Raw genomic sequence first — 17,822 nt, forward strand, 5'->3', positions numbered from 1 at the left:
AGCCGCTTCTGCGCGCCCTAAGCCCGGCGCAGGGTGAGTACGGTCAGCTCCGGCCTGCACAGCATCCGAAATGGCATATAGGTTTCGCCGAAGCCTCTGTTCACGTAAACCGGCATTGCTTTTGCTGCGGTGTAGTATAAACCGCTTATGTATTTAAGCGAACCGTAAGGCGTATATGGCGCTCCTATGAACGGCAGGCGGATCTGCCCGCCATGGCTGTGTCCCGACAGCTGCAGGTTAAAGGGGTAACCCTCTGCCGTGTCGGCATAATCCGGCTCATGCATCATCAGGACAGTGAACATATCCTCCGGAATGTCCTTGAGCGCAGCTTCAGGATCCGGAGTGCCCTTAAGCATATCCTCAAGTCCCGCAATCCCGATCCTCGCTCCGCCCTGGCTGATCACATAGGACTGATTCCTGAGGACAACAAAACCGGCAGCCTGCAGCAGACGGGTGAGCAGCTCGGTATTTTTATAATCATGATTGCCAAAAATCGCGTATTTACCCAGCGGAGCAGTCAATTCAGCCAGCAGAGACACTGAATCGGTCAGATCCTCGGCCTCACTGTCCACAATATCGCCGGTGAAGCAGATCAGATCCGGCTTGGCCTCCTTAATATGCTTCACCAGCCGCTTCACATCCCCGGCATCTTTATTGAAACCCAGATGGACATCGCTGAAATGCACCAGCCGGGTACCCGAAAAAGCGGAGGGAAGCTGCGCCAGCGGCAGCTCCAGCTCCGTAACCTCAAGCCAGCCCGGCTCCCCCTGCCAGACATATCCGCCAGTGAGCAGCCCTGCCCCGAACAGCGTTGCGGTTCCCCGGGCCAGGAACTGGCGGCGGGTGATTTTGCGGCGGCCGGCCTTGACAGGTTCCGGATCATTACCACGTTTGGGAGAAGCCCCGGACAAGTCTCTATTCATAGGGAGGTTCTCCTTTCGGTACTATTTTGTAGATAAATTGTCTTCTGCAGCTGCAGCCTGATCTGATTTTTTTGCAGATCTCACACCGGATTTCTGTTCCTGACAATCTGACTCGGCATGCTCAATTTTCACATCAATCTCAGCTTCAATCTCATCCTCCGTATTGGCCCCGAGAATTTTACGGAACAAACCCAGCATGGATAAGGCATAGGCCACAGTGATGAAGCTGAAGCTGATCTGCATAATGACAACGAGCCGTGACGTATTATCAATAGGTGCCACATCCCCGTAGCCCACAGTCGTAAATGTAGCAACGCTAAAATACAGAAAGGTAATCAGCTGGCTGAGCAGATCCTCTCCGAGCCCTTTTCCCATAAAGGAAGATTGTCCAAACAGCTTATAAATGGATGTATATACAATCGTAAAGAAAAGAATGCAGGTAAAGGCGGCGATACTGATGCGGACCAGGGTCTGCTGCAGCCTGACCTCCTTGTTGTTGGATTCCTTGATTTCATGAAAAATAAACAGGATATAGAACAGCACCGAAGCCGGCACAAACAGCAGGATCAGCCCCCGCAGCCCTCGGTCGCCCGGCACAATCGAACCAAGCTCAATCCAGCCCAGCAGGTCCTCGGCCGAAATCAGCGCGTAAATCAGCACCGGAATGAGCAGAACCGCCTTCCCCACCCATTTCCTTCTGAGCCGGTAAAACAGCAGGGACAGCAGTATAATCACAGCAGCGTTAAGGGTCCACATCCACCAGCTCATGGCTATCCCCCCCTGTCCTTTGACAGCGCCAAAGTCTTAGTGGAAATTCAACACTTAATATCCCTATTTGACTCTGTAGCAGAATTTTAATTGGAAAAATGCCGGTAGAATTAGGTGGAGAAAATCCACTTCACTCTCACAGTATCGTTATTTACAATGATTCACTGCCCGCGGTTGCATTTTCAGCATTCCCCGCAGCAGCAGACTCTTCCTCCGGCCGTGCAATCACCATAATCCGGCATTCTTCCTCCGGTGCCTCATGGTAGGCGCGGGCAATTCCCTTGTCTGCAATCTCCTGACGGCTGACCTTGCGCAGCTTATATACGCACTCTACCTCGCGGGTGAAAGGGAACGGTTCAAGCATCAGCGCCGATTCATTCTTCCACTCCGCAGTAATTACCCGGCCTGAAGTGAACTTGAAATCCTCGCTGCCCGAGAACCCGTCCTTCCACCAGGGATGCTCCTCGGATTTAGGGCTGCCCGGCCTGTTAAGCGCCATATACAGCGACAGATCATCGCAGAACTGCAGCAGCCTGGCATCATAGAACAGCTCATCTTCGCCAATCGGCACATTCCGCTGCTCAAGCTCCCGGTGAATACGGGCCCTGCGCTCCGCCTCATCCTTCTGATACTTGTCCAGCTCCGGATTTTCCTCACCGGACACTTCGATCAGCCGTTCAAAATGCAGGCTGCACAGCAGCGCCCCATAGGCTGACACCGCTTCAATCTCATCAAGCCCGCGCCGGTAAAAGGTCAGCTTGGGCACAACAGGAAAATCAATAAAGCTGTAGGGCGCATCCTCCGCATCATTCCAGAACGGCGTCTCATCCAGATCAATCCAGCCCCGGTCATGGCTCGCGATTGCCCACAGCACCTCATCCCGGCGTAGCGATTCCGGAACCTGCTCCTCCTTGAACCATACCGCAAGCTCACCGGCCAGCCGCCCGTGCTCATTCTGCTTAACCATCACAATTGCCCCATCCTGCTCACGACAAATCAACGTCATTCCTCCCCGGTTCTCCTTGGCTTGAAAGCGCATTAACTAAGGAGATTATAACATATAGACCTATAATTGTTTAAGTTTCCCTTATATCCGGTACTGCTTATGTGTTTACGGAATGTATATCATGTACCCGCTACAGCAGCAAAAAGAAACATAAAACATTTACCAGCGAGATAGCTAAGCCTGTAATTCACAGAACTGTACCAATCGGTGGACCGCGATAATCGAGTAGGAGGCTGCTCATTAACTGAGCAGCCGACCTCTCACACCACCGTACGTACCGTTCGGTATACGGCGGTTCAACCGCTTAAGTGCAATTTTCGTAAATGCTCGTACTGTGCCGGGAAGTCATAATACCCGGCCTGTGCGAGCTTTTCATTTGTTATCGTACGGGACAGTACCGGGCTTCCGGCTACTCGCCAGTAACCCAGGCGGGAGTTCCCCCATTGGTAGGCCTGCCACTCCGGTATTCCCAGTTTCCGTAGGTTTTGTACCTTTGTTTTGGGCTTTTTCCACTGCTTCCAGATATACATCCGCAGTCTTCTACGCAGCCATTGACTCCAGCTTTGCAAAATTCGCTTTATATCGGCTACATAAAAGTAGCCAATCCAGCCTCGAATGTAGACTTTCACCTTCTCCATCACTTCCCTGACCTTCCTGCCCTGACTGCGACTCGTCAGTTCTTTCAATTTCTTCTTTGCTTTGGCGAGAGATTGACTATGGGCCCGGATATATGCCCCATCCCTGTTCTTCCCCAAGGCAAAGCCAAGAAACTTGAAATGCTTCCGCGCCACTACGCTCACGACCTTACTCTTCTCCGTATTCATCTGGAGTTTTAGTTTGTTCTCCAGGTACTTCCGGCAGGATTCCAGAAGCCGCGTCGCTGCCCGTTTGCTTTTCGCTAGTACCACGATGTCATCTGCATACCGAATCACGTTTACTCCACGGCTGCTCATTTCCTGGTCGAACTCGTTCAGGTAAACATTCGCCAGTAGTGGAGATAGCGGGCCTCCTTGCGGGGAACCTTCCTCCGTTTTGCAGTGCACCCCGTTCTTCATAACCCCGCTTTTCAGATATTTCTTAATGAGGTCGGTTACTCGGTGATCCGGGATTTGCTTCCGTAGCAGATTCATCAGCAGTTCGTGATTCAGGGTGTCGAAGTATTTGGAGAGGTCGATTTCTACGGCGTGGCTATAGCCTTGCTGTGTGTAATCTTTCACCTTGCGGATGGCTTGCTGCGCACTCCGCCCGGGGCGGTAGCCGTAACTTCCGTCTGCGAAGAGCGGCTCAAACAAGGGCTGGAGCTGCTGGGCAATCGCCTGTTGAATCACGCGGTCTATCACCGTAGGGATGCCAAGCTTCCGCACTCCACTTCCATCTGGTTTGGGGATTTCTTTGCGCCGTACCGGGCTAGGCTTGTACCGGCCCTCCCGGATGCTTTGCAAAAGCTCGTCCTTGTGTTCCTGCAGCCAGGGCAGCGCCTCTTCGACGGTCATTCCGTCGATTCCTGGCGCGCCATGGTTGCGTCTGACCTGCTTGTAGGCTCTGTTCAGATTGTCTCTGTCCAGAATCCGCTCGAGCAGGTCCATTGCACCGCCTCTTTCTCTACGTTCCCGAATGCCGGCACTCCGCACTCCCGCATACTCTTCGCGTTCCACGCTATCCCTTTGCGGGTAGCCCTTTCGGTATTCTGCTTTCATCGCGCCAGCTCTCCTTCCGGTCTGTACTCGAGACTTACGATTGTTTGGCCCTTCCCGAAAAAAAAACTTTCCGGTACTATGGCCTCTGCTGACTTCTCACAGCAAGCTTTACTCCGTGGTTCGGATTTTTTTTTTTCCTACCAGACGTCTGTGAGACCTCCCCGGGTAAGAGCGATAACTTTCCCCTCATCTATCTGCCACATTTACACCCTGAGATTCGGGCAGTATTGGACTTCGCTTTGTTAAGCAAGCTCGTCCGTCCCAAGATGCCTTCTATGTGATTTCTGTTCGTCAGACCGAGGGTTTGCCTCCGGCTTCCTTCAGATTCCGCCTCGCGGCGGACACCCTTGCCTTTGGCTAACAGTTCCTACTGCCAAGCCTGTAGCGGACTTTCACCGCCTAGTTATCGCCCATGCCGGGCGCACTTAAAAAAGCTGTTCACTAAGGCAGAATTCGCCTTAGTGAACAGCTTTAAAATGTGCAGTGTACGGCCATCTAAACAGGTGTCTCTATCAGCCGTCAATGCTTAGTAATAGGAGTTACACGCCCAGCCAGCGCTTGAACATATGCTTGGTCGTCTGTTTGTTGATCTCGGCAATCGAGGTCGTCAGCGGAATGCCCTTCGGACAAGCGCGCACGCAGTTCTGCGAGTTACCGCAGCCGTCGATCCCGCCGTCCTCCATCAGTGTCTCCAGTCGGTCTTCGGCGTTCATTTCACCTGTAGGATGGGCGTTGAACAGACGCACCTGGGAGATCGCCGCAGGACCGATGAAGTCGGTCTTCTCGTTGACGTTCGGGCAGGCCTCCAGGCAGACGCCGCAAGTCATGCATTTGGACAGCTCATAGGCCCACTGGCGTTTTTTCTCGGCCATCCGCGGTCCCGGACCCAGATCATAAGTTCCGTCAATTGGAATCCAGGCCTTGACCCGCTTAAGCGCATTGAACATCCGGCTGCGGTCGATAACAAGGTCGCGCACCACCGGAAAGGTCTTCATCGGCTCAATCCGCACCGGCTGCTCCAGATTGTCGATCAGGGCAGCACACGCCTGGCGCGGCTTGCCGTTGATTACCATCGAGCAGGCCCCGCACACTTCCTCCAGACAGTTGGAGTCCCAGCAGACCGGAACCGTGCTGTTGCCGCTTGCGTTAACCGGATTACGCTGGATTTCCATCAAAGCGCTGATTACGTTCATGCCCGGCCGGTAAGCCAGCTCAAATTCCTCTGTATAGGGCGAGCTCTCCGGTTCGTCCTGGCGGGTAATGATAAATTTCACGTTTTTGGGAGCTGCAGCTGTTTCCGCCATATCGGTTCCTCCTAAAAGTTTTGTGAGCGTTACTCCTCTGATTTCCCTCCGTACAAAACTCGCATCGGAAGCATACGCCATTAAATTTAGTCCTTCGAATAGTCACGCACCCGCGGCGGGATCAGCGACACATCTACAGCCTCGTAGGAGATCTGCGGGCCGTCTGCCGTCCAGGTCGCTTTGGTCGTCTTAAGGAACTCCTCATCGTTACGGTTAGGGAATTCCGGCTTGTAATGGGCTCCGCGGCTCTCATTACGCAGCAGCGCCCCCAGTGTCATCGCCTCAGCCAGCTCCAGCATGTTCCACAGCTGGCGGGTGAAGGCTACGCCCTGGTTGTTCCAGCGCGAAGTGTCGCTCATATTAATGTTACCGTAGCGCTCCTTGAGCTCTTTGATTTTGCCGATTGTCGCCTCAAGCCGCTTGTTCTCACGCACCACGGTCATATTGGCCGTCATCCATTCGCCCAGCTCCTTATGGATTACATAGGCGTTTTCGGTGCCGCTCATCTTCAGCAGTGACTCGTATTTGCCGAGCTGCTGCTTGTGGAAGCTGTCGAACACAGTGGACGGAATATCCTGTACGGACTTTTTCAGCCCTTTAATATATTCCACAGCCTTAGGCCCCGACACCATACCGCCGTAGATCGCCGAAACGAGCGAGTTCGCGCCGAGCCGGTTCGCACCGTGATACTGGTATTCACATTCGCCGGCCGCGAACAGTCCCGGAATGTTGGTCATCTGGTTGTAGTCAACCCACATGCCGCCCATGGAGTAGTGGACCGCCGGGAAAATCTTCATTGGAATCTTGCGCGGGTCATCACCCATGAATTTTTCATAGATTTCGATAATACCGCCGAGCTTGACGTCAAGCTCTTTCGGGTCCTTGTGCGACAGGTCCAGATAGACCATGTTTTCGCCGTTAATACCCAGGCCCTGATCCACACACACATTAAAAATCTCACGGGTCGCAATATCGCGCGGCACCAGGTTTCCGTAAGACGGATATTTCTCCTCCAGGAAGTACCACGGCTTGCCGTCCTTGTACGTCCAGATGCGCCCGCCTTCGCCGCGCGCTGATTCCGACATCAGCCGCAGCTTGTCATCGCCGGGAATCGCTGTAGGGTGAATCTGAATGAACTCACCGTTAGCATAATGCACACCCTGCTGGTATACCGCACTGGCAGCTGTTCCTGTATTGATAACCGAATTGGTTGTTTTGCCAAAAATAATCCCCGGGCCGCCGCTCGCCAGAATGACGGCATCAGACGGGAAGGTCTGAATCTCCATTGTCTTCAGATTCTGGGCACTGATGCCGCGGCATACGCCCGCATCGTCAAGAATAACCGAGAGGAACTCCCAGTTCTCGCTCTTGGTTACGAGCCCCTCTGCCTCCCAGCGCCGTACCTGCTCATCGAGCGCATACAGCAGCTGCTGGCCGGTGGTCGCCCCGGCAAAAGCCGTCCGGTGACGCTTTGTTCCGCCGAACCGGCGGAAGTCGAGCAGACCCTCCGGCGTCCGGTTGAACATAACGCCCATCCGGTCCATCAGGTGGATGATACCCGGCGCCGCCTCACACATCGCCTTGACCGGAGGCTGGTTTGCCAGGAAGTCACCGCCGTAGACGGTATCGTCAAAATGTTCCCAGGGCGAGTCGCCCTCGCCCTTCGTATTTACAGCTCCGTTAATACCGCCTTGTGCGCAGACTGAATGTGATCTTTTGACCGGAACCAGAGAGAATAGATGAACATGTGCGCCGGATTCCGCCGCCTTGATGGTAGCCATCAGGCCAGCCAGCCCGCCGCCCACGATAATGATATCGGCTGATGCCATGAGAGTTCCTCCTAAAGTTTTGTAGGGATACAATTAATATAGGTTCATACAAAACCGTCTCCTGTAACAGTCATCCCCGCCTAGAGCAGCGTGCGGAGATGCTGTGCGGCACTGGCCGCGGTCTGGAATTCACTGTCACGGAAGGTGAACAGCGAGATCAGGAACATAAAGGTTACGATGACAAAAAGACCAAGACAGAGTATAGAGGACACTCTTTGCGAGCGTGGACCAACGGTAATTCCCCAGCTGATGAGGAAGGACCAGAGGCCGTTGGAGAAGTGGAAGCAGGCTGCAATGATAGCGATCACATAAATCGCCAGCATCAGCGGCTGGGTGGCAATTTCATGCATGACCCCGCCGAGCTCCTCGTGTTCAACATTGCCTACGGCAACCTGAAAACGCGTCTCGAACATATGCCAGACAATGAAGACAAAGGTAATGACGCCACTGATCCGTTGCAGGGTATAACGCCAGTTTCTTTCCAGGTTAAAACGGTTCAGGTTCGGCTTGGACTGGTAAGCGATGTACAGCCCGTAGACCCCGTGATACAGCAGTGGAAGCCAGATCCCGAACAATTCCAGGAAGAAGACAAGCGGCAGGCTGTTCAGCCATAGCACACTGTCGGTGAAACCTGAAGCGCCACCCTCTACTGCCGCGAAATTCGTCATCATGTGTTCGATGAAGAAGAATCCGAGCGGGATAACGCCGAGCAAGGAATGAATCTTTCTGGAATAAAATCCTCTCATGCAAAGTGTCCCCTTTCCGATTAAAACAGCGTTTTCATTAATGAGCATACACCGCCGGGAGTACAGTTGAAACAGGGGTAGGAAGGCCGCGCAAGCTCGCCGAATCTCTATTATCACCGCTATTCATTGTTTTCCCGGACTTTGCTCTTTCATTCACAATATGTGAATATCTTGTGTCACTTTTTATGTTACTCTTTTTTGTCTTATAAGGGAATTGCAATCTAATTATTAAACGTTATACTATATTTGCATAAGAATATTTTTTATTTGATAATCATTCTCATTTATATCCGAAATTTCCCGGTTATAATGCTTTTTTGCTATACAGGACAAGCTTTTATACTTAGTTACGCTATGAGCATTATCACTTTCATCCATAGGCCATGAAGCGTAAAGTAACAGCATTACCACAGATTGTTCAAAGGAGAACCCCCTTATGTTTGATGATTTGGACATCTTTGCCGCGGTTGTGGAGCATTCCAGCCTGAACCGGGCCTCCCGTCAGCTGAATCTGTCCCAGCCTGCCCTCTCCCGCAAAATCTCCAAGCTGGAGGAACGCCTTGGCGTTACCTTGTTTAACCGGTTCGGCAAAAGGCTGGAGCTGACCGAGGTCGGACGCCTTACTTATACTTATGCGCTCGAGCAGCGTCAACAGCGTTCCAAATTCCTTGAGGCCTTATCCAAATTCAAGGAAGGCGAGCCGCAGCTCGTCACCCTGGGGGCCAGCCTTACTACCCTGCAGACGACGCTGCCGCCGCTTGTGAACGCCTACATGGAGAAATATCCGGCTGCCGAGCTGAAGCTGATCACCGGCCGGACACATGAGATTGTCTCCTCAGTCAGCGAAGGCCGGAGCGATGTCGGCATTGTCGCCTCCTCGATCCAGGAGCCCGGTCTGCGCTGTATTCCGCTGTTTGAAGACCAGCTCCGGCTGGTCGTCTCCGAGCACCATCCGCTGACCCTGAGCGCAAAGCTGACCATGGATGACCTCAGCCGGCTGCCGATGATTCTCTTCTCCAAAGGTACCTGGTACCGCCGCATGACTGACGAGCTGTTCCAGCGCTGCGGCATCGACCCCGACGTGCGGATGGAGATCGACTCCTTCGAGGCGATCGTCCGGCTGCTGCCGACGATCAAAGCCGCTGCGCTGCTGCCGAAGTCCTACCTGCGCCCGGAGCTGCTGAACGGCGGCGGACTGGTCTCCCTGCACATCAAGGAGCTGGAGCAGACCCAGCGCACCACCTGCCTGATTTATCCAAGCAGCGGCGGCCTGAGCACAGCATCCCGCTGTCTTGTACAGGTTACGGAGGAAGTGTTCCTGGCAGGCAGCGAATAAACAGCACATCCCCGGCAGGCTTCCATATTGCTATGGAACGTCCCGCCGGGGATGTTTATTCGTATTGCTGTTCAGATGTACAGGATGTTATCTGATTATTTGAACTGGCCTGCATCGATCGCCTTTTGCTTCTCGTCGAGGATTTCCTGGTAGCCTGCATCCAGGTAAGTCTTCTTCGCTGCTTCATAGTTGGCGTCAAAGTCAGCTTCCGGTGCCAGTACAATCTTCACATACAGCTCCTGGAAGAGGGTATTGAGATCTGCTTTATACTCATTTACCTTCTCAAGTACAGTAGTGAACATAGCGTCCGGTGTGCGGAATTCAGCTACTTCATTGTAGTATTTCACCAGATCGTCAGCCAGATATTCATAGCCGGCAGGCGCCCAGTTGCGCAGGTTCGCTTTGAGTGTCTTTTCAGGCTCAGGGTATTGGGCAATTTCAGTTACAAGACCCCAGTAGTCTTTGTTGTTGTTCTGGGACAGGACAGATTCACCTTTGTAATCCGGATTCTTAACAGCGATGCCTTCTGCGTCAAGCGTGTAGTTCTCGCCTTCAATACCGTTCTGGAATTTGAACAGGTTCTCCGGCTGGCTCAGCCATTCCAGATACATCCAGACTGCAGCGCGTTCTTCATCGGAGGTTTCATAGTTAATTCCCATGATGAAACCAAACGGCCAGTATGCGCGGCCTTGCGGCTGCTTGCCTTCCGGAACACCTGCAAATGGAGGCACGATAGCAAACTCAGCGTTAGGGTCATTGGCCAGCGTCGCGGAAATAACATCCGTGTTGTTGGTCAGATAGAGTCCAAAAGTACCTGTTTTTCCGGAAACGAACTCCGATTTGATTTTCTGCTCGTCAGTGCGCAGATAGAATTCTTTATCAATGAGGCCGTTATTGTACTGATAGTTCATATTGCGCAGCCACAGCTCTGTATCCTTAGTAGTGAAGTCAGCCACGCTCAGGTCGGAATACAGTGCACGGTAGTTGGCGTCAATCGGCCAGTCACGGAATGCATAGTTATAGTTGAAGCTGTTGGCAGTCAAGCTGCCGCCGGTTACACCGAGTCCGGCTTCTTTCCATTTCAAGAGCATCTCGTTGTATTTCTCAAGGGAAGTCAGATCCTCAACCTTCATGCCCACCTTCTCTACCCAGTCCTTACGGATGATAGTTGTGAAGTTGTCTGCTTCAGGACGCGCTGCGTAGAAGAAAATATTCTTGTCGTCTACAATACCATACTGTTTGATGGTGTCACCCATGCTGGACCAGTACGTTGGTGCATAGTTTTCAATTTCGGCCCAGTCCAGCGGCTGCATAACATCTTCACCGTAGTAAGTAAGCGCTTGCGGCATATCGTAGTGGAAAATAATATCCGGCGCTTTGTGGGACGCCAGCAGCTGTTCATAGTCAATTACTTCGCTCTTGCGGGTAATCGGGATGTAGTTGACTTCAATGTTGTACTTGTCGCCGAATTCCTTTTGTACCCAGCGGGTGTAATAGTTGTCGGTGACATTCCAGCCCTCGAACGCACGTTCATAAACCGGGATATCAAGTGAAACCTTGTCTTTGAAGCCTTGTGAATAATCCGGGTATTTCCCCTCGGCAGCAGCGTTTGTAGCTGCCGCTGTCTCAGCAGGGCTGTTAGTGGCTGCGGCATTCTGTTTATTGTTGTTGCCGGAGCATCCGGCCAGCATGCCGGCCGTCATCACCGAGGCCATCAATAATGATACGTACCCTTTTTTGTTCATCGCAATTCCCCCAATTATAGTTTTCGTATTGAAGTAGTACTGCTGTGGAACATATAATTACTCTTTGACTGCTCCGAGCATAACGCCCTGTACAAAGTATTTCTGGACGAAGGGGTATACACACAGAATAGGCAAAGTAGCAAACACAACGACTGACGCCTTCAGAACTTCAGGATTACTGAGTGTTACTGTGGTTGCTTCCAGCTGGAAGCTTTCACTGGCCTGAATAACCAGATAGTACAGCTTGAGCTGCAGCGGCCGCAGATCGGTCGCATGCTTGATATAGAACAGCGCGTCCTGATAGGCATTCCAGCGTCCAACCGCGAAGAAAAGGGACAGCGTCGCGATAATCGGCTTGGAGAGCGGAATCACTATATTCCAGAGAATCCGGAAGTGTCCGGCGCCGTCAATCCGCGCAGATTCTTCCAGGCTGACAGGAATACTGCTCGAAAGAGAGGTCTTCATGATCAGCAGGTTAAAGACACTGAAGGAAAGCGGCAGAACCAGCGACCAGATTGTATCCATCAGACCCAGATTGTTGATGTTCATATAATCCGGGATAATGCCTCCGCTGAAATACATCGTGAACAGGAAGATGAAGGTGATGACCCGGCGGCCTTTAAACTGGGCTCTGGACAGCGGATAAGCCGCGCAGATGGTCAGGAACATCCCCAGAATGGTGAACAGTACAGTTACAATTACTGAGATGTACAAGGACCGGAGAATACTGGCATCGGCAAAAATTTTGCCGTACGCTTCCATAGTGAAGCCTCTCGGCCATAGAAACACCTTATTGGCAATGACGAAGGAGTCTGCGCTGAGGGATTTGGAGACCACATGCACAAACGGCAGGAGGCATATCAGCGAAGCAACAATCAGGCCGAATTTGATCAGCAGATCATAAATATCTATGCGCCCCTTGCCGGGTGCGGCAGGATTTACGGTTGATGCTTTCATGGTTCCTCTCCTTTCTATAGGATTCCATCCTCGCCAAGCTTCTTGGCTACCCGGTCAGCTGATACTACAAGGATGATTCCGATTACGGACTGGAACAGCCCGATCGCCGTTGCCCGGCTGAAGTTGCCGGATTCAATTCCCCAGCGGTACACAAGCACCGGTATGGTCGTCGTGAATTCAGTGGTCGCCTTATTCTGCAGGGACCAGATTCGTTCAAATGAGCCGTCCATAACCTTCCCCAGACTCATAATCAGCAGCGTTACAATGGTTGCCCGGATCGAAGGAAGGGTGATATTCCAGACCTTTCTCCAGCGTCCCGCTCCATCGACGGTTGCCGCTTCATACATTTCAGGATTAATCCCGCTGATTGCAGCCAGATAGATGATCGTGCCCCAGCCCATACTGTGCCATACGCCGATAGCCAGATAGCTGATCAGCCAGTTCGTATCCTCCTGAAGGAACGGGACCCTGGTTCCGCCCATCAGTTCAATGAGATTATTGACGGCACCGTTCCCTTCGCTAAGCAGCTGATAGGCGATCGCCCCGATAATGACCCATGACAGAAAGTGCGGCAGGTACAGCAGAGTCTGATTGACCCGTTTGAACTTGACGCTCTTCACTTCATTCAGCATCAGCGCCAGAATGATCGGCATCGTGAAGCTGAATAGAAGGTCAAGCACATTAAGCAGCAGCGTATTTCGAACAGCTCTTGTAAAATCAGGCTTGGAGAAGATTTGCTGGAAGATTTCGAAACCTACCCATTCACTGCCCCAGAAGCCTCTGGCGATTTTGTAGTCTTTAAAAGCGATTACAAGCCCGGTCATCGGCATGTATTTGAAAACGATTACAAAAGCTAACGGAAACAATACCAGCAGATACAGCTGCCAGTCACGGCGCAAGTAATAAAGCGGCCCGTATTTTTTTCTTAATATAAGGGCCTGATTCGTTTGTGAAGCGCTTGCAGCTTTCAAAGTCTCACCCCCTGCAACATTTTATCTTTATCCGGCTGTGTGATCCGGCGTGAGTCCAATGTATCCCGATTATCCGGTTTTGAAAATCATGAGTATTGATGATCCCCATCAAATTTGATTAGAGCGCGGTATTATCAGCTTTAGGAGCATGTCCATAATCAAATATGATAGGTATTCCCAAAAATAAAACGCTTTCATTAACAGTGAAACAAATAAAAACCGCCGGCGGACGGCCCGGAGAGGGCTCCTAGGAGCCCTTACTCTTGGCTGACTTATAGCTGCTCGGCGGCATTCCTTCATATTTGCGGAAAAAGCGGTTGAAGCTCTGCAGGTTATAGTATCCAACCTCTGCGGCAATCTGCTTAATGGTCAGGTCGGTATCCAGCAGCAGCTCCTTAGCCTTTTCAATGCGGAGCTGATTCAGGAAATCGATCATGCTTTTACCGGTCTGCTCATACACAATTTTGCGCATATAGGAGTAGCTGATTCCGATTTCTTTTGCCATATCCTCAAAAACAATTTCTTCGCGGTAATTTTCCTTTAAATATTGAACGATCCGGTCCCCGTGATTCGTTTCACCGGGACTGTGGTCAAGGCTCTGGACGATTTCGCGGAACATTTCATGCAGATACTCCTCCAGTTCTTCAAGCGTATCCATAGCAGCCAGAATGCTATAGATATTGCCCTTCCCCACTATCATTCTTCCGGTACCGATATGATTCTCGCGCAGATGCTTGATCGTCGCGCCCATCAGCTGATGATAAATGAACATGATATTATCGTACGAAATATTCTCTTCTGCGCTGATCTGGCTGCGGATATTCTGCAGCTCCTTAAAAATTCCATCCAGGTTGCCGGCATCCAGGAAATTGAGAATCCGCCGCTCGCTGCAGTCAAAGTCGATATACTTCCGGCTGTGCTCCTCCTCATCCTCCCAGTACATAATGCTTCCGGCCCCGTTGATCATCCGCTGCTTGATTAATTCCATCGCTTCAAACAGCCGCTCGGCCACCATTTCAGGCGCATCCGCCACATCGCTTACCCCGATCGTGACGGTGTGCTCCAGCAGTGCAAGTGATTCATCCCGGATCGTTTCCAGCACCTGCTGGATCTGCCCTCTGCCCGTTTCCTCCTCATCCGGTGCAAAATTCAGCACGATGACCATACAGCCGTCGTTATGATATACAGAGCTGGCCAGAATCCCCTCAGGAAACAGGCTCTCAAACTTGGTATTGAGCAGATAACGGTGATAGCTGCGGGTCTCCACATTGGTATTGCCTATATATACCCTGTAACGGTCGATCGAGACAACAACTACCCGGTAATAAGCTTCAGGGAACACCTCGGTGATCCTCGGCGGAATTTCGCCGCGCAGCAAACGGTGGACAGCGAGACTGCGGGTATCCTGCTCGCGCTCCTGCAGCAGCTGGAACAGGCTTTCCTCTTCCTCCTGCATCCGCTTGAAAGCCATGTCCAGAAAGGCAAGCTCATTTTTATTAACGACTTCGAGGTCACTTTTGGAGCGTATAGTCCGCACAAGCTGCCTGAGCGGTCTCGACAGCCAGGTTGCAAAAAAGATCGCCAATGCTGTTCCAAGCAAAATAATGGCACCGGTAAGCAGAATAATATTCCCCTGCATATCCCGGGAGTCGGCCATCATCTCATCCAGCGAGCTCCAGCTGACATTCCACCACCCGGATAACGCCGAGCCGGTCCAGGCATAAACCATCCGCTTACCGTCAAGCTCGCGGAATGCGTAGCCTTCATTTATATTCTGCTTCAGCAATTCACCCAGAAACGGCAGCTCATAACCGTCTGACAGCAGCAGCGATTTGTCATTGAAGGAAATCACCCTGCCGTCAGAGTCCAGCAGCAGATTATTACTGTTACCGACCTCTGTAGCATTCAGATATTTGAAAATCTGGCTTTCCTTCATATTCACTACGATGATTCCGTGTGTGTTGGAAGAGAGCCGGTTAAGCGGATACACATAGGAGACGACATTTTCGCCGGTATCCAGCTTGCGGGGCACCCAAACGCCGCTGATTCCCCGCTGATTCTCCAGGGCCGCATTCACCCAATCCATCGGTTCATAGCGCTCCAGCTTGGTCACACTTTTGTCCGTAGAAACTACATAATCTGAGCCGTCCAGATAAAAGTAAGAAGAAGCTACGCCGTCTACCCGGCGGTTGAGATTGAGCAGTTCGTTTGTTACAGCCTTGCCGCGGCTGTAATTATTAAAGCTGGAATTGATTTCGTCGTACGTCTCGAAGCTCCGTATACCGTCAAAAACACTCGTTGCAGCGAGACGAGACGTGTCCTGGGCCAGATTGGCCATTGCATTTTCATTCAGCTTGCGGTTGGCATTAAGTCCGGCAAGCGTTGATTCCCCGATGGCTGCCTCTGAGTTGTCAATTATCTGCGACCCGCTGTACCAGGTAAGGATGGCTGTCGGAATGGCCATGATACAGAACAGAATTAACGCTAACTGCAGCATCATCGGTATTTTTTTCATAGTGCGCCCCCCCTATAATCTCTAATCCTGCAGATGATCACAGCAAGCTATCTGAGGAACATAATGAGCTTTTGCAGTCCGAGCTCTCTTATTCCCTCGACCACCAGTTCAGCTATCTGCAGGCTGCCGCGCTCCTGGAAATGCGTATTGTCAACGGTACCGCCGGGATGATTCATCCATTCCCCAGGCGCTCCCCATAGAAAAATGGACTTGGTTGCTTCCGGTCCGGCCTCTTCAAACAGGCGTCTGCTCTTCTCAGCCAGATCAATCAGCGGAACTCCTTCTTCTTCGGCCAGCTTTCTTACGGCTTCCAGATAAGCCCCGTGTGTGTCCGTCAGCTTACCTGCAGCATCGAAATAACGGCGGTGCACAGAAGTAACCAGTACAGGAACCGCCTGCTTGGCACGCGCACCCTCAATATATTGGCGCAGATACTCCGGATACGTGGTCAGCGGGTCTGTATGGCGCGCTTCATCCCATTTCTGGTCGTTATGCCCGAACTGGATGAACAAATAATCGCCTTCCTTGATCTCATCCAGTATCGGCTGCAGCCGGTTTTCCAGGGTGAAGCTCTTTGAGCTGCGGCCTCCGACAGCATGGTTGGCAACCGCAACATCATGTTTGAAAAAGTATTGGAGCATCTGTCCCCAGCCGGAGAACGGGAAGCCTTTTTCATCGCCAACATCCGTTACAGTTGAATCACCGGCCAGATAGACTGTAATCTGCTCACTCGTCTTCGTGATTTCAAGTGCATTAATTCTGGGCGCAACCCCGCCGAATCTGAGTCTCAGCTGGCCTCCGCGCACGTTCACGCCGAACAGCTCGCGGGAGACCTGACCGGTAACTGTGCGGTAATTGTTAAGAATCAGCCTCTCACCGTTAGTCTTCAGTGTCGTGCAGGACGGCGCCGCCTCATCCCCTATAAGAATAGAGACAATATAGTTCCCGTCTTCCACGTCCGCTACAAAAGCCGTGTTAAACGGTATAACAAAATCTCCGGCAAGCGGCTGCCCCCCCCGGACATGCTCTGTCACCTGTGACAGGTCGGTAAACCCGTACCCTTTTGCCGTATCATAGCTGTCTGCAGCAGACACTTTGGTATATCCTTCTGCCCCAGCTCCGGCAGGTCCAAAATCAAAACGCAAACTCATGTTACATCCCCCTACTTTAATTTAGATGAAATTTTAAACGCTTACAAGTTATATTGTGGAAAACACTGAACAATGGCATGCTTATCGTTAGTTTAACATTATACGAATCAGTTAACATATAATATTGGAGAAATTTTCAGAAGATTTTTTTTGAAAACAAATAAATACCAATGTAATAAATACCATGATGTTGGAAACGGACATTCAATAAAATAACCTTCCGCAAGAAAATTGTGACATTTTTTCTTTAAAGCAGGGATAGAAGTCATCTATCATTAGTAACAATTCATTTGCAGCAAAGGAGCTTTTAACGTGAAAGTATTGTACCCGCTGCTGATCCTGGCGACATTTATTCTGTCAGGCTGTACCCTTGTTCTGGATACCCAGCCCGATTCCGTAGACACACCACCATATGCAGGAAAAGGTTTAAATGTAGCCGTTATAGGCGAAGCTCCGTCTGTCAGGGAGAGGCAGGTGGCGTTTTCCGCTATAACCCTGGATGAGATGTACGATAACAGCCGGTCATTATCAGCCGAATATGATGCTGTAATCATTATGAAGGAGCATTTATCTGAAGCTGCGGAGGCCCGGTATGCGGAGGTGTATCAGACTGCGGGGATTCCGTTCTTTTTTATCGGGTCGACGAAATCTTATATGCCGTTTGTTCTTGAAGATCTTGACTATGAGGATGTTCCGGAGATGAATAATGAGATGTATGCGACAGGATATTTTAATGCCGAGGATAAATGGCAGTTCTGGGCCACCGGATTGTACAACAACAAGGTTAACAACCGGAATATCAAATCTGCCTATTCGGCAGTATTTGAAGCTATCAATAATTGGCCGGTAAAATAAAATAAGCCCGGACTCCCGT

At 51.4% G+C, this 17,822-nt stretch carries 14 protein-coding genes; 2 read left to right on the top strand and 12 right to left on the bottom strand.

Annotated features, from left to right (window positions below; genetic code table 11):
* Positions 1-17: 17 nt before the first annotated feature.
* From NST84_RS25085 to NST84_RS25115, 7 genes are all read right to left on the bottom strand, one after another.
* Positions 18-923 (bottom strand): metallophosphoesterase, encoded by a 906-nt coding sequence (locus tag NST84_RS25085; RefSeq protein WP_342562816.1) that lies wholly within the window; start codon positions 921-923, stop codon positions 18-20.
* Positions 924-944: 21 nt separating this feature from the next.
* Positions 945-1,691, bottom strand: a complete 747-nt coding sequence (locus tag NST84_RS25090) for an ion channel (protein ID WP_342562817.1) — start codon at positions 1,689-1,691, stop codon at positions 945-947.
* 151 nt (positions 1,692-1,842) lie between these two features.
* The gene (locus tag NST84_RS25095) at positions 1,843-2,697 is read right to left on the bottom strand and encodes a DUF3891 family protein (RefSeq protein WP_342562818.1); all 855 of its coding nucleotides are present in this window, start codon (positions 2,695-2,697) and stop codon (positions 1,843-1,845) included.
* 296 nt (positions 2,698-2,993) lie between these two features.
* Entirely contained in the window at positions 2,994-4,394 is a 1,401-nt protein-coding gene (ltrA, locus tag NST84_RS25100) for a group II intron reverse transcriptase/maturase (RefSeq protein WP_342562819.1), read from the bottom strand.
* Between the two features lie 539 nt (positions 4,395-4,933).
* On the bottom strand, positions 4,934-5,698 hold the full coding sequence (sdhB, locus tag NST84_RS25105; RefSeq protein WP_342562820.1) for a succinate dehydrogenase iron-sulfur subunit: 765 nt from the start codon (positions 5,696-5,698) through the stop codon (positions 4,934-4,936).
* An 86-nt stretch (positions 5,699-5,784) separates the two neighbouring features.
* Positions 5,785-7,527, bottom strand: a complete 1,743-nt coding sequence (gene sdhA, locus NST84_RS25110; protein WP_342562821.1) for a succinate dehydrogenase flavoprotein subunit — start codon at positions 7,525-7,527, stop codon at positions 5,785-5,787.
* 80 nt (positions 7,528-7,607) lie between these two features.
* Positions 7,608-8,273, bottom strand: coding sequence for a succinate dehydrogenase cytochrome b558 subunit (locus tag NST84_RS25115; protein WP_342562822.1), 666 nt, complete (start codon positions 8,271-8,273; stop codon positions 7,608-7,610).
* A 436-nt stretch (positions 8,274-8,709) separates the two neighbouring features.
* On the opposite strand from NST84_RS25115, the gene NST84_RS25120 reads away from it, so the two are divergent.
* Positions 8,710-9,609 carry a LysR family transcriptional regulator gene (locus tag NST84_RS25120; protein WP_342562823.1) on the top strand — a complete coding sequence of 300 codons (900 nt, stop codon included), beginning with the start codon at positions 8,710-8,712 and terminating at the stop codon, positions 9,607-9,609.
* Positions 9,610-9,704: 95 nt separating this feature from the next.
* On the opposite strand, the gene NST84_RS25125 is transcribed toward NST84_RS25120, so the two are convergent.
* The 5 genes from NST84_RS25125 to NST84_RS25145 form a co-directional block, all read right to left on the bottom strand.
* Positions 9,705-11,354 (bottom strand): ABC transporter substrate-binding protein, encoded by a 1,650-nt coding sequence (locus NST84_RS25125; protein WP_342562824.1) that lies wholly within the window; start codon positions 11,352-11,354, stop codon positions 9,705-9,707.
* A gap of 57 nt (positions 11,355-11,411) precedes the next feature.
* Positions 11,412-12,311 carry a carbohydrate ABC transporter permease gene (locus tag NST84_RS25130; protein ID WP_342562825.1) on the bottom strand — a complete coding sequence of 300 codons (900 nt, stop codon included), beginning with the start codon at positions 12,309-12,311 and terminating at the stop codon, positions 11,412-11,414.
* Positions 12,312-12,325: 14 nt separating this feature from the next.
* Positions 12,326-13,282 (bottom strand): ABC transporter permease subunit, encoded by a 957-nt coding sequence (locus tag NST84_RS25135; protein WP_342562826.1) that lies wholly within the window; start codon positions 13,280-13,282, stop codon positions 12,326-12,328.
* Between the two features lie 247 nt (positions 13,283-13,529).
* Positions 13,530-15,797 (bottom strand): helix-turn-helix domain-containing protein, encoded by a 2,268-nt coding sequence (locus tag NST84_RS25140; protein ID WP_342562827.1) that lies wholly within the window; start codon positions 15,795-15,797, stop codon positions 13,530-13,532.
* 47 nt (positions 15,798-15,844) lie between these two features.
* Positions 15,845-16,948 (bottom strand): GDSL-type esterase/lipase family protein, encoded by a 1,104-nt coding sequence (locus NST84_RS25145; protein ID WP_342562828.1) that lies wholly within the window; start codon positions 16,946-16,948, stop codon positions 15,845-15,847.
* A 312-nt stretch (positions 16,949-17,260) separates the two neighbouring features.
* On the opposite strand from NST84_RS25145, the gene NST84_RS25150 reads away from it, so the two are divergent.
* Positions 17,261-17,803 carry a hypothetical protein gene (locus NST84_RS25150; RefSeq protein WP_342562829.1) on the top strand — a complete coding sequence of 181 codons (543 nt, stop codon included), beginning with the start codon at positions 17,261-17,263 and terminating at the stop codon, positions 17,801-17,803.
* The last annotated feature ends 19 nt before the right edge of the window (positions 17,804-17,822 follow it).

Origin of the sequence: Paenibacillus sp. FSL R7-0345 (assembly GCF_038595055.1) — a bacterium.
GTDB lineage: Bacteria > Bacillota > Bacilli > Paenibacillales > Paenibacillaceae > Paenibacillus_AQ.

Bases quoted from the DNA above. Each gene is read 5' to 3' on its own strand.
- NST84_RS25085 (WP_342562816.1), bottom strand. From the start codon at position 923: ATGAATAGAGACTTGTCCGGGGCTTCTCCCAAACGTGGTAATGATCCG.
- NST84_RS25095 (WP_342562818.1), bottom strand. From the start codon at position 2,697: ATGACGTTGATTTGTCGTGAGCAGGATGGGGCAATTGTGATGGTTAAG.
- sdhB (WP_342562820.1), bottom strand. From the start codon at position 5,698: ATGGCGGAAACAGCTGCAGCTCCCAAAAACGTGAAATTTATCATTACC.
- NST84_RS25140 (WP_342562827.1), bottom strand. From the start codon at position 15,797: ATGAAAAAAATACCGATGATGCTGCAGTTAGCGTTAATTCTGTTCTGT.
- NST84_RS25090 (WP_342562817.1), bottom strand. From the start codon at position 1,691: ATGAGCTGGTGGATGTGGACCCTTAACGCTGCTGTGATTATACTGCTG.
- NST84_RS25115 (WP_342562822.1), bottom strand. From the start codon at position 8,273: ATGAGAGGATTTTATTCCAGAAAGATTCATTCCTTGCTCGGCGTTATC.
- NST84_RS25145 (WP_342562828.1), bottom strand. From the start codon at position 16,948: ATGAGTTTGCGTTTTGATTTTGGACCTGCCGGAGCTGGGGCAGAAGGA.
- NST84_RS25130 (WP_342562825.1), bottom strand. From the start codon at position 12,311: ATGAAAGCATCAACCGTAAATCCTGCCGCACCCGGCAAGGGGCGCATA.
- NST84_RS25125 (WP_342562824.1), bottom strand. From the start codon at position 11,354: ATGAACAAAAAAGGGTACGTATCATTATTGATGGCCTCGGTGATGACG.
- NST84_RS25120 (WP_342562823.1), top strand. From the start codon at position 8,710: ATGTTTGATGATTTGGACATCTTTGCCGCGGTTGTGGAGCATTCCAGC.
- sdhA (WP_342562821.1), bottom strand. From the start codon at position 7,527: ATGGCATCAGCCGATATCATTATCGTGGGCGGCGGGCTGGCTGGCCTG.
- ltrA (WP_342562819.1), bottom strand. From the start codon at position 4,394: ATGAAAGCAGAATACCGAAAGGGCTACCCGCAAAGGGATAGCGTGGAA.